Here is a 12,418-nt window from a genome sequence, read left to right as displayed (position 1 = left end):
AAAAAGACCATCTCTAATAGAGTGGTCAAAAATACTAACTTGTCTTACATTATAATGAAGTTGACTTACCTTTTTTCTCATCCATAATAAGGTCTTCTTCACGTTGTGGGCGAGGGGCTTCCGTATATTCTTTACTCCCATTAGGTTTTTTTTGGTCTACTCCACTAGCAAATGATTGTTTTGTTGGCTCGTCTGTTGCAAATTCTGTATTTTTTCTGTCTCGTTTCATGTCGACACCTCCTAAAGATATTATTTATCTTATCCAATAAAATATCCCTTGTTTATTTCTATTTCATCCTTAAAATTTCAGATCACCCCAAGACTATGTAAGGTAAATTTAGTAGGAAATTTCTGATGTTTGGATTTTGCATAAAATAATTGATTTTTTAGAAAAAATGAATTTTTATGTTAAAATAAACCAAAGAAAACATTTTAGAAAAGTACCGCGCTTTGATTGGAGGTTGAACAGGTGGATGAGAAGAAGAAGGGGAAATTACAAATCCTCGTAATAATTTTAATGATATTACTTTTGGTTGCAACGTTTGTTTTATTTTTCATAGGTAAATATATGTTGGCATTTATTTTATTTGGAATTTTTATGCTAATACTAAATTTTATTAGTAGCTGGAAAGACCTAGATAATGCAGATTACGTTTATAGAAAAATACATAAGAGTAACCAGAAGTGGTAATTACTAGACATTTAGCTTAGTTACTTGTAGTGCTTATTTGGATATCTGAAAAGAGCAAAGAAGGGATCCTCACTTTATATGAAGAAATAGTGAGTTATAATATTTTTTTCAACAACTACGGAGGTGCTTTTTTGCAAACATTTTTTAAATATAATTGGCTAGTTCGGGAAGATTGGTTTCGTTGGTGTGAAGAGTTGACTGAAGAAGAACTTTTGCAAAACCGAACTGGAGGAATGGGCAGTATATTACACACACTCTTCCATATCATTGATGTTGAATGGAGTTGGATTCGTCTATTACAGGGGAAAACAGACTTTCAGGAGAGCTTTGATGAATATAATAGCTTGGAAAAGGTTCGTAAATTGGAAGCAGCATTTCATTTAGACGTCGAAAGCTTTGTAAATCAATGGGATGACAGCATGGAAGAGCGTATTCTTCATATTCCATTAGCAAATGGTAGTATGGAGACGCATACATGGGGTGAAGTCATTCGTCATACCATTGCACATGAAATTCACCATATAGGACAATTATCAATTTGGGCAAGGGAAATGGGGAGAGCGCCTGTTTCTGCAAATCTAATCAGAAGAGGTCTTTCTTCATCATTGAAAGATTCAGTAGGTGCTCAAATAAATAAAGAAACGTTTAAATAGAATGAGAGACACTGTAGAAATATATATGCTAGAAAAATGTTGCAATAATATCCAATTGTTTATTAGCAAAAAGTGAATAGCGTACCAGAGTATCTTCCAATTCATTTGAATGGAAGATTTTTTGATGCCCAAATGAGAAAAATTGCGAGGCAGATTTCATAAAGGCATTTACTTATGGCTTATAATATCCAGTAAATTTTAGTTAAAAACTAATGTTTACTGGGTATTTTTTGGACAATATATAGGTTAATTAGAAATATTTATATGAAGAATAGCTAACAACTTGACAGAAGTTTAAATGGAGAGTACTATACATTGGTCGCGAAAAAAGCTATTGTAACGTAACATTTTTTAAAGTGCCATACAGTACTTATCAGTTAAGTTCATATATATCTAGATTTTAATTTAATCAGTAAAAGGTAGGTGCAAAAATGAAAAATCTAGCAAATAAAAAAGATAACCTATTACAAAACTTTTTAGGAATTTATATAGTAGCAGTATTAATGTTATGGATTAAAACATACATCTCTCAACTATCACAATTTGACTTAGGTGTAGAAGGAATCATTCAACAATTCCTTTTACTAATAAATCCGCTGGGCTCAGCAATGCTATTTCTAGGATTTTCATTTTTATTTAAAGGAAAAAGAAAATACACATCACTCGTTGTTGTCTACACTTTGATGTCTATTGTTTTATATGCCAATATTGTCTATTACCGATTCTTTAGTGATTTCATTACATTACCTACACTTTCTCAAACGCAGAACTTTGGAGATTTAGGCGGCAGTGTTCTTTCTTTATTAAAGCCTTATGATATCTTGTTCTTTGTGGATGTAATGGTTATGTTTTATCTACGATTCTCTAAAAAAATCCAAAAAGATACCAAACGTTTTGGCTATAAAAAAGGAATGGCAATCATTGCCTTTGCATTAGCGGTATCAATTCTTAATTTAGGACTAGCTGAAACTAATCGTCCTCAACTATTAACACGAGGTTTTGATAGAAACTATATTGTGAAATATCTAGGGATGTATAACTATACGATTTATGACTCAGTTGAAACGATGAAAGCCTCTTCTCAGAGAGCTTTGGCAGATAGTAGTGATATTACTGAAGTAATTAACTATACAAAGTCAAACTATGCCAAACCAAATGCCCAATATTTCGGTGCAGCAAAGGGAATGAACGTTATCTATTTACATTTAGAATCATTCCAAAACTTTTTAATCGACTATAAATTAAACGGTGAAGAAGTAACACCATTTTTAAATTCATTAGCAAAAGATAAGAATACATTGTATTTTGATAATTTCTTCCATCAAACAGGTCAAGGGAAAACATCTGATGCAGAATTTATGCTTGAAAATTCTTTATTTGGATTACCACAAGGATCTGCTTATATTACAAAAGCACAAAATACGTATCAGGCAGCTCCTAGTATTTTAAAAGATTATGGTTATACATCAGCTGTATTCCATGGTAATAACGGAAGCTTCTGGAATAGAAATGTAATTTATAAATCATTTGGCTTCGATAAATTCTTCGATGCTAGTTACTATAACACAGGTACTTCAGAGGACATGGCTGAATATGGTTTGTTAGATAAACCATTCTTTGAACAATCTCAAAATCTTTTAAGCTCCTTACCACAACCTTTTTATACAAAATTAATTACGGTAGGGAATCACTATCCATATAAAATGAATCAAGATTTAGTGACAATTGATAAAGCCAATACGGGAGATGCAAGCGTTGATAATTATTTCCAAACAGCTCGTTATGCAGACGAAGCAATTCAACAGGTCTTCCAGCAATTAAAGGAATCAGGATTATATGATCATTCAATGATTGTTCTTTATGGTGACCATTACGGTATTTCCGATAATCATAATAAAGCGATGGAACAAGTCGTTGGAAAAGAGATTACACCATATGAAAGTGCTAATTTACAACGTGTACCATTATTTATACATGTTCCAGGCATACAAGGTGGGACCAACCATAGCTATGGTGGCCAAACAGACCTACTGCCAACGTTATTGCATTTACTAGGAATTGATTCACAACAATTTGTTCAATTTGGTTCAGACTTATTATCAGAAGAGCATGATGAAATTGTACCATTTAGAAATGGCGATTTTGTCAGTCCTACTATTTATTCAATTAATGAAAAATATTATGATAATAAAACAGGCTTACCATTAGACGACAGTCAATTAGAGGAAGCAAAGACGATTAAAAATGAAGTAGATCATAAATTGGCGTTATCTGATAGAGTCGTGAATGGTGACTTATTGAGATTCTATACGCCAACAGGTTATACGCCAGTTGATCCTTCTCAATATAATTACTCTCCTGATGAAAATGTAGAGTCTAAATAATTTAAGGCAGTTCAAGGAATTGTGTACGATATCAAAGTCTATAGGATATCATACCATTACCTTGAATTGCTTTTTTATTGGTCATTTTTGAATAAGTATGGCAATACCAAGGTTTTATATTCTCCTTAAGGTTCAAATAGAAAGTTGGACTAACGGAAAAAGGGATTCAAATCCTTTAATAGTAAGGGTTTGAATCGCTTTTATTAGTAAGGAGAGGAAAGAACAAACATGATGGCACTCATCATCCTTACTTCTTTCTTTTTAAAGCATAATTTAGATGAAAAAAGGAAAGAAATAGGTGTAAATTTGAGGAGTTGATCGGGATGGAGTTTTATAAAGACATAGTCATTTACTGTTATAGTTGTCGTAAAAAGACTGTGTTTACATGTAAAGATACACATGAAAAAAAGGGTGTCGATAGTCACTGCAGTGAATGTACAGGTATTTGGTTTGAATGGCAAAACCGAGCTGTCGAGAGAGAAATGGAGAAGTGGATTGCATATAATAAAGACTTAGTAAATAATATAAACCACTGATCTAGTTAAGCTGAATACACCTAAAAAGTGTAATTATCAAGTAAGTACGATGAGGCGTTGAAGTGCCATTTTCTTTTAAGAGAGTGGTTCTTTTTCTTTTGTATAGACAAAAGCTCTAGCTAGAATAAACAAAATTACTATTTCTTTTATCTCATTTGATAAAGAGAGGTGAATAATAGAATTATTGAATCTAAACTATGATTTGTCCGTATACATATTATTATGATAATTAGGGGGCATCATGGACGTTTATAAAAAGATAGCAATTATCGGGGGAACAGGTAAAGCGGGGCGTTACATTGCTTCTAAAGCATTAGAGAAAGGGTATCACGTACGTATGCTTGTTAGAAACCCAGAAAAGTTAGTTTTCAGAGACAGTAGGATTGAGGTAATAGAAGGAAATGTACAAAATATCGAGGATCTTCAAAAGCTATTAAAAGATTGTCAAATCGTTATCAATACTTTTGGTCAACCAATGAAAGAAAAACCGATTTATAGTAAAGTAACGGAAAATATATTGGGAGTCATGTCTGATTTACATATGGATCGTTATATTGGGGTAACGGGTGGATCGCTAACCATTGCTGGAGATACAAAGAGTATTATAAATAGTATGGGTGCAAAGATATTTGAAATTATTTATTCAAAAATGATGGTAGATAAGAAAAAAGAATGGCATCTCCTTAGCAATAATCAAGTTATCAAATGGACACTAATTCGGCTTCCATTTATCGTAGAGGGAGATGAAGTAGGGTTCATGAAGGAAAATCTTGGAGATATGCCAGGTACAAAAATAACAAATCGGGATATAGCTACATTCATCATTAACCAAATAGAAAATCAAAAGTATGTACAAAAAGCACCGTTTATCTCCAATTAATCTAATTTAAAGGAGAATGCCACTTGGAGAGGGATAGGGTCAGCGCCTCAACTAAATGACTTTATCCCTTTTGAATGCCCAACAAAATTTTCCTTTGCCTCAATCGTATTGGTACAAAAAATCAAATGACATCCTTTTGAGCAGTTTTTTAATTAAAACCTTCTCCAATAAACCTTCCAACGCCTCTCAACAACCAATAAATGATTCTAAATGGGAGGAAAAGTAATTCTGGTATCCAAATTAGTACATCAAGAAATAAGTCAATTAATGAATATTGATCTTTACGTCTCTTATCTCTTCTCTTTTTGTTTTTCCTTCCTTGCAACCATTCTCTCACATTACTCGACCCCTTTTACAATGGCTTTTTCTTAAGTAAGTATACGATTCATGGTTTTAGGTGGTTTCATTTTTAAAAAACTTTATGATGTAAAAGCGGATATGGGGCGTAAATGGAAGTAAAAATGTTGGCTTATTATATTTCTTTAGCGATGTGTATTACCGCAAATGTGGGAAATGGAGAATTTAAAATTAAATAAGGTGAAAGACAAGCAGGTTTAAAAAAGGGTCACTAGGCTGGAAGTGACCCTCTTTGCTGTGGATGTATCGACATTAATGTGAGCTGCTATTAATGAAGATCATCCCTTTTTCATGTTTATCAATAAATATTAATATTCTTTTTGCACGAATGTTGCTCCGACAATAATCAGAAGAATGAATAGCACAACGATTAAAACAAATGTTGAACTATTGTTTTTGCCGCCATAGTCCATGCCACAACAACCCATACTATAACCGCCGCTATAGTCATTACCATAGCCTCCATAACAACAATTGAAATTACCCATGTTTCCAAAGTATCCCATCAAGATCTCTCCTTTCTTCAGTTTATTGTATGAATGCCGTTGAAAGAGAAAAGGGTATTCGTCTAATGAATCGTATTTAGGTAATTTTAAAGAGAATTTTGGGTGAAGGATGAGTATCACTAAACCCTTGATAGGATGAAACTCAAAGGCGCTTGTTACAGCCTGATGATTAGTTGTCAATCCAGTCCATAAGATAAAAAATAATTTTTTGATGCATGATGATGGAGCGGGTTTGAAACAGTAAGTCTATGTTTTTCCGTTTCTATTTTTAGCTACAATGTGTTGCGGAAAGGAATCATTTGTTTTTTTATTTAAATAATGTGAGAGTTTTCTTTCATTTGCTCGTTATTACTTGTAGAGAAGAAAGGAAAGGAGGTTTTCTAACTTCGTGTATTCATTAATTAATCAGCTACAAAAAAAGGATGAACAAGCTTTAAGAGAAGTGATTAACAAATATGGAGGTTATGTTAAAGCCATTGTAGTGAAAGTGTTACAGCCCAATCAAACAGCTATTGAAGAATGTATCAACGATGTATTTCTAACCATTTGGCAAAAGAGTATTCAATTTACTGGCGATGAGATTGATTTTAAAAAATGGATTGGCGTTATTGCAAAATATAAAGCGATTGATACATATAGAAGCCTTCAAAATAAGCCTAAAACAGTCGAGTTACTTTCATCAATTTCAAATAGCAAGGATCTACCAGAAAGAATCGTCGAACAAAAAGTACAAAAAGAGCAACTATTTATCAGTATTTTAAATTTAAGTAAAAACGATCAGGAAATTTTTCTCTTGAAATACTACTTAGGATATTCCAACGGAGAAATCGCTGAGATATTTGGTCTATCTAAATCAGCTGTAGAAAATCGTTTATATCGAGGTAAGTTAAAGTTAACAGAAGAGCTGGGAGGTATCTAAATGAACGAAAAGGAATTCATCGAAATAGATATTGAAGAGATTGAACCAATTGAATTATCTGATTGGGAAAAGATTAATATTGAAAAAAGTGTTTTACGGTCATCTTCAACCAAGAAGTATGTATTTAAAAAATGGAAGTGGGTTAGTATTGTCGCCATGCTCACATTTATTTTTACTAGTAGTAGCATTTGGCTACCTGTAGTGGCTAATCGAGTACCAATTGTACAGCAACTATTAAATAGCAATGATAATCCCCAATTACAAGTATTTAGTGATAATGCATCAACCATCAATCAAATAGACGAAAGTAACGGAACCTCCATTGAATTAGCTGAGGCTTTTTTCGATGGAACGATTGTATCGGTTAGTTATGAAATGAAACACGAACAATCGATAGATGAACCCCCTCTATTTTGGAAGGGCGATTTAGAAGTCAACGGAAACAAGTTAGACGTACTTAGTCATCAAATCGTTAAAAAGAATGAGGCTACTTGGATTGGTATGTTTACAGCGAGAATTTCAGACAAAGTAATTGATGAAAAGGTAAATGTTCAATGGCGTCCTCAAGATTTTATAGGTATGGAAAATACGACTCTTGTAGAAGGAGCTTGGGACTTTCAGTTAGAACTTACACCAACCCGAGCGTATTCAAGAAAAGTAAATATACCATTTGGTAATGATCAATACCAGCTATTATATAATCAAATAACAGAGGGAAAATATATAACCACTCTTTATTTTGAGGGAAATCTTGACTGGGAGACAGAATTTTTAATGGTAGACATAGAAGATAATCTTGGAAATGTATATGAAAAGGTAGGAGCAACAACTATTAAAAGCGGTTCTGGGCGAGTAAATGGTTATGTTGAGGTTTTTATACCTGATTCTGATATTCGAACGCTAATCATTACGCCAACTATAAGAATTGTTGACGAAAAAACATTAGAGCGGAAAGAGCTTGTTCCGCTCCCAAGTATTAATATTTCTCTAAAATGATATGGTCTGTTCCTACAACTTGTTTTCAAAGGGCTGAAGGAATCAATTCTTACCTTCAAAGATGGATGTGTTAGCAATGAATGATATAGGTCAGCATCTTTACCATTAGCTCATATTACGCAGTGTTCAGTCAAAATAGAGCTATTAATTGTAGCTAAATATCTTTTAAGCTATTAAATTTTTAATTCTTCCTTTTAGTACCAATCATCATAAAGCCTAATAATAAATATAGAAGACTGGCCGAAATGGAGCTATACAACAGGAATGTAATAGAAGTTGGTGCCCAAACTTTAATAAATGTCCAATTTAAGCCGCCAAGTACTATGTTAGGCGTGATAAATAGTGCTGTCAGCATTGTCGCCACAAGTATAGTATGGGCAGATAATAACAATATTCTTTTGTAATTTAGATTTGCCATACTACGTTGTTTTTTATAAAGGCTGCGTATATTTTGAACGAATAGATAACAGAAAATAATGCTGATTGCGATGATGATAGCACATATGATTGTTACAATTTTATCTAGCTTTTGATAGCTGCTGATATGTTGCATGTCAATCGTTTTGCCCTCCCATAAATCCATGACACCTTGTCCAATCGCTGTTGTAGAGCTTGTATTCATATTGGCTAAAATAGCCACGCCGATTTGTTCGTCAGGTTGCAAAATGAAATACGAGGAAAAGATTGGATTCTCACCAGCATGGTAGATATATGACTTTGTGTCCTTTTTCACAACTGCCCAACCGTTTGCATAGTAAGTATTCGTATCAAAAGGCTCCACTGTTAGATCTGGAGTATGCGATTCTTGAATTAAATTGTTACTGATTGAATAGATATCACTGTTTCCTACCTGTAATTTTAACCATCTGGCTATATCATTAGCGTTACTGATGATATAACCAGCGGGGATATTGCCACGATAGATAGGTGGTATGTATCGCTGCTCTCTCATTAGACCTATTTTATAGCCAGAAGCCATATGTGTGGAATGTACTTGGTGAATTCCTACAAAAGATTGATGCATACCAACAGGTTGTAAAATTTTCTGTTGAATATACTGATCGAATGGCTGTTTTGTAACTTGTTCAATGACGAGGCCTAAGACATCATAGTTGATGGTTGCATATTCAAAAGAACTCCCTGGTTGACGATTTAGTGATTGATCCAGCAGTGTTCTAACTGTTAATTCAAGGGCATTATCCGCTGTGCTTTCTGGGATTTGAGTAATGGAATTTGAGGGAATTCCGCTAGTATGAGACAATAGCTGCTGTATTGTCACAGCCTGATCCTCGCCTTTATAGGTTAATGATAACCAAGGGATATACTTTCGGACATCATCTGATCGTTTTAACAAACCTTGTTTTTCTAATTGTAAAATAGCGAGTCCTGTAAATGCCTTAGACGTGGAGCCCAACTCAAAAAGAGTATCAGAGGTAACAGGCGTTTTTGTTTTCGTATCTGCAAAGCCAAAGCCCCGTTGATAGACGGTTTTCCCTTTATCAACAATAATTACTGAAATTCCTGGGATTTTACTAATGGTTTGCTGCTCCTTAATAAACTGATCAATTTTACTAATTGTATTATTTGATGCTGCGTGTCCAAATCCGGGTGTGAACGTAAAAAATAGTAACATTACTGTCATCATCACCGATTTCTTCATGAATAATGTCATGTTGTTTTTCTCCTTAGAACGTAATGTGCTTGTGACAACATGGTTTACTGTAACAAGAAAAATAAGGGTAAACCATCGATTAACATGACTATTTCCGGGATAACATGACAAAATTGTCACTTCAAAAAGGGCCACTCCTAAAACCAATAGGAGGGCCCTTGAAATTTTATTTAATTTGTTTCTGGCTCTGGCGTAAAATCTTGACCGTTAAATGTTAATTTAGATGGTGAGATAAGAATTTCTCTGTTCGCTTCGTAGTAAGGGTCTAAAACTTTATAAAAGGCTTCCCATTGCTCGCCAGCTTTTTCATCTTCACCCTTTTGTTCAAGGGCAACTGCTTCTTCATAGTGTTGTTTTAATTTTGCGTAATCTGCATTACTAATGCTGAATTCGATATCTGCCATATATTCCTCGAAGGGAACTGGTTTAAAGTGTGGGCGAAGTATTTCATAGAATTCATCCCATTTCTTCATAGCCAATTCTTCGTCTTTATCTTTTTCAGCTTTTTGTGCCTCTTCATAGATTGTTTTAAGTTTTGCAAGTTCCTCTTTTGTTAAATCGACGTTCATATCCGCCATATACTCTTCAAAAGTTAAAGGTGGATATAATTCTTGGTAATAAGGTTCAAGAATAGTGAAAATTTTATCAATGTTTTCTGATGCCTCATCCGTTTTATTTTCTTTTACATACTTAATCCAGTTACTATAAAGTGTTTTTAGCTGTTCTTTATCTTGTGCTTTGATAACAATATTTTTTTCAGCGAATGCGGCTTCATTAATAAATTCTTCAAAAGGCTCAGGTTGCCAATTTGCTAATTCGTAAGGTCTTGTGATGTTATCCATCGCCTCATAGATTCGTTCCATTTCCTCATAATTCTCTTCTTTTTCAGCCTTTTTCATGTCAGAAAAGAGTTTCTCTAGTATGACTAATTCTTCTTTTGTTACTTCTTTAGGTAAGCTTTTTTTATAGACGGCAAAGGTAAAGAAATCTGAGTAATCTTTCACAATACTACCCTCAACTAAAATTTCTTGCCCCTCTGCTAGCTTTAACTGCTCAATTTGTTTATCTGAGAAATTGTGTAAACTGATGTAGTAGTTTTTTCCATCTGTTCCTTTAAGGGTAATGCTGCTATCATCAAAATATTTAATGGTACCTGTTATTTTTTGTTCTATTTGGATCGTTACATTATTTGTTGTATCAACAGCTGTTGCACCAGCTTGAAGCGGTGTTAATACAGCCATCCCAAGTGTTAATGCTGAAGCTAATAGCCATGTTTTTTTAGCAGGTTTTTTCATATTTATCAATTCTCCTTTAGGTTAACTTCTGTTACCAATTATTAGACGTTTTACCAATTGAAAAAGTTTTAACTTTTTGAAAAAAATTTTAAGAAATTAAAGAGTGGAGGATTCATGATAAGACACACTGTTTTCGTATCTGTAGTCTTTGAAAAATAGCTATTATTTACAGCACAGACCATGCAAAGGGTTGATTATCGAAGCAAAGATTTACAAGGATTAGTGCGCTTCCAGAGAAAATTCATGGGCACGAACTAAGGCATTATTGCAGCTGATACTGTTTTAAGCTCTTTTTCTACTTATTGAAGATTTTAGGAGAGACGCTGTCATTCTAATGTTTAATCTCATAAGATAACTTGCATCCGTTTAATCCAAGCTCTTCTACTGTTCATCCTGGAAATAGATTTTATAGAATTTGCGATTCGTTGCCTCATCATAGCCAACTTCAATTAATTCATCTATTTGGTCGATATGTTGAATATTTACTTGGATTTCAATATTGGAATCCAGTTTGATTTTACGTTTGTATTTCTTTTCAGCTTTTTCTAGCGCACTATCAGAAATGATAGTCTCATAGGGTTTGACCGAATTAATGATGATATCTTTTTGAGTAGTGTCCGCTTGCTCAAAAACAGTTTCAATATAATGATTTACTTGAAACTCCTCTTCATTTCTAAAGTAATCCAGTGTTTTATTCAAGAGCCCAAGTTTTTCTGTGCTTGTATAATTTTCTTCCTTTAAAATGAATTTTTTACATTCTGTTAATGCTAAATTGGTTTTATAATAATGTTCATCCGCTGCCTTAATTTTTAAAAATCGTTCTTGCCAATAAACAATATCTTCTTTACGTTTTGTTTTAATATACACGGCAGGAGATTGATCTGGTCCCATATCAACAATAATAGCCATATTATTAATTTTCTTAACGTTAATGCCATCCACGCCGTTCACGATCATTTGATTGTGTTCATTTTTCACATCTAAAAACATTTCTTTTTCATCAATTTTGACAATAGCGATAATCTTTTTAGCCTCATTTAATAGAAAACAATTTTCAAAAAGGCCAATAAACAGTTCTCCGCTTTTGATGTTAGGATGCTGTGACACACTATGTAAGTGTTTGGCAATATTTTGTGAGTGTTCTAGGAAGTTACTTCCCTGTTCGAAAATAGCTCTTGAATACGTAAAAACTTCATTGAGTGCAATATTGCTTTCATGGAAAAATTCATATTGCTGTTCCACATCAATTTTACTAAAAGCGAGCTGTGTAAAGGCTGCTTCTAACATGACCTCAGGTTGTGTAAAAACTTCTTCTCCTAAAATAAGCGTCTCACTCAAAAAATGCAGACTATATTGTGTTAATTTACTTTCACTGACTTCTAGCATAAATTTCACCTTCTAATTTTTCATAGTAGCTAGTATACCATAAGCTAAAGATTGCTTTTATAAGTACCAGTACTCATTTGAGGCTGGTTTTTTATGGTCACCGAATGTTAGTGTCTTATTATGAAAGAATGTTGAGGATTGGA

11 protein-coding genes are annotated in these 12,418 nt (G+C 33.5%); 5 read left to right on the top strand and 6 right to left on the bottom strand.

What is annotated here, in order from left to right; all coding sequences use genetic code 11:
• Positions 1-49: 49 nt before the first annotated feature.
• Positions 50-229: a hypothetical protein gene (locus AC1RFD_RS11180; protein WP_281216091.1), complete on the bottom strand. Its 180-nt coding sequence runs from the start codon at positions 227-229 to the stop codon at positions 50-52.
• A gap of 593 nt (positions 230-822) precedes the next feature.
• Here AC1RFD_RS11180 and AC1RFD_RS11175 point away from each other — a divergent pair.
• The 3 genes from AC1RFD_RS11175 to AC1RFD_RS11165 all read left to right on the top strand — a co-directional run bounded on the left by AC1RFD_RS11175 (position 823) and on the right by AC1RFD_RS11165 (position 5,144).
• Positions 823-1,344: a DinB family protein gene (locus tag AC1RFD_RS11175; protein WP_103118521.1), complete on the top strand. Its 522-nt coding sequence runs from the start codon at positions 823-825 to the stop codon at positions 1,342-1,344.
• Between the two features lie 431 nt (positions 1,345-1,775).
• Positions 1,776-3,728 carry a lipoteichoic acid synthase gene (ltaS, locus tag AC1RFD_RS11170; protein ID WP_492474905.1) on the top strand — a complete coding sequence of 651 codons (1,953 nt, stop codon included), beginning with the start codon at positions 1,776-1,778 and terminating at the stop codon, positions 3,726-3,728.
• Between the two features lie 777 nt (positions 3,729-4,505).
• Positions 4,506-5,144, top strand: a complete 639-nt coding sequence (locus AC1RFD_RS11165; protein WP_492474904.1) for an NAD(P)H-binding protein — start codon at positions 4,506-4,508, stop codon at positions 5,142-5,144.
• Positions 5,145-5,292: 148 nt separating this feature from the next.
• On the opposite strand, the gene AC1RFD_RS11160 is transcribed toward AC1RFD_RS11165, so the two are convergent.
• Positions 5,293-5,481, bottom strand: a complete 189-nt coding sequence (locus AC1RFD_RS11160; protein ID WP_048395071.1) for a hypothetical protein — start codon at positions 5,479-5,481, stop codon at positions 5,293-5,295.
• A 328-nt stretch (positions 5,482-5,809) separates the two neighbouring features.
• Positions 5,810-6,007, bottom strand: a complete 198-nt coding sequence (locus AC1RFD_RS11155; RefSeq protein WP_048395072.1) for a YjcZ family sporulation protein — start codon at positions 6,005-6,007, stop codon at positions 5,810-5,812.
• A gap of 388 nt (positions 6,008-6,395) precedes the next feature.
• Here AC1RFD_RS11155 and AC1RFD_RS11150 point away from each other — a divergent pair, with 388 nt between their 5' ends.
• The gene (locus AC1RFD_RS11150) at positions 6,396-6,926 is read left to right on the top strand and encodes a sigma-70 family RNA polymerase sigma factor (RefSeq protein WP_048395075.1); all 531 of its coding nucleotides are present in this window, start codon (positions 6,396-6,398) and stop codon (positions 6,924-6,926) included.
• Positions 6,927-7,922 carry a DUF4179 domain-containing protein gene (locus AC1RFD_RS11145; RefSeq protein ID WP_492474903.1) on the top strand — a complete coding sequence of 332 codons (996 nt, stop codon included), beginning with the start codon at positions 6,927-6,929 and terminating at the stop codon, positions 7,920-7,922.
• A gap of 181 nt (positions 7,923-8,103) precedes the next feature.
• Here the strand turns inward: AC1RFD_RS11145 and AC1RFD_RS11140 are convergent, their stop codons facing one another.
• The 3 genes from AC1RFD_RS11140 to AC1RFD_RS11130 form a co-directional block, all read right to left on the bottom strand.
• Positions 8,104-9,594 (bottom strand): serine hydrolase domain-containing protein, encoded by a 1,491-nt coding sequence (locus AC1RFD_RS11140; RefSeq protein ID WP_492474902.1) that lies wholly within the window; start codon positions 9,592-9,594, stop codon positions 8,104-8,106.
• 170 nt (positions 9,595-9,764) lie between these two features.
• Positions 9,765-10,889 (bottom strand): hypothetical protein, encoded by a 1,125-nt coding sequence (locus tag AC1RFD_RS11135; protein WP_492474901.1) that lies wholly within the window; start codon positions 10,887-10,889, stop codon positions 9,765-9,767.
• Between the two features lie 381 nt (positions 10,890-11,270).
• A complete protein-coding gene (locus tag AC1RFD_RS11130; protein WP_048395084.1) occupies positions 11,271-12,275 on the bottom strand; it encodes a nucleoid-associated protein in 1,005 nt (334 codons plus the stop codon).
• Between the last annotated feature and the right edge of the window lie 143 nt (positions 12,276-12,418).

It is taken from the genome of Lysinibacillus sp. GW823-FHT02G10, assembly GCF_058797135.1.
Note: the sequence above shows the minus strand (reverse complement) of the source record. Positions and strands in the feature narration are given on the sequence as shown.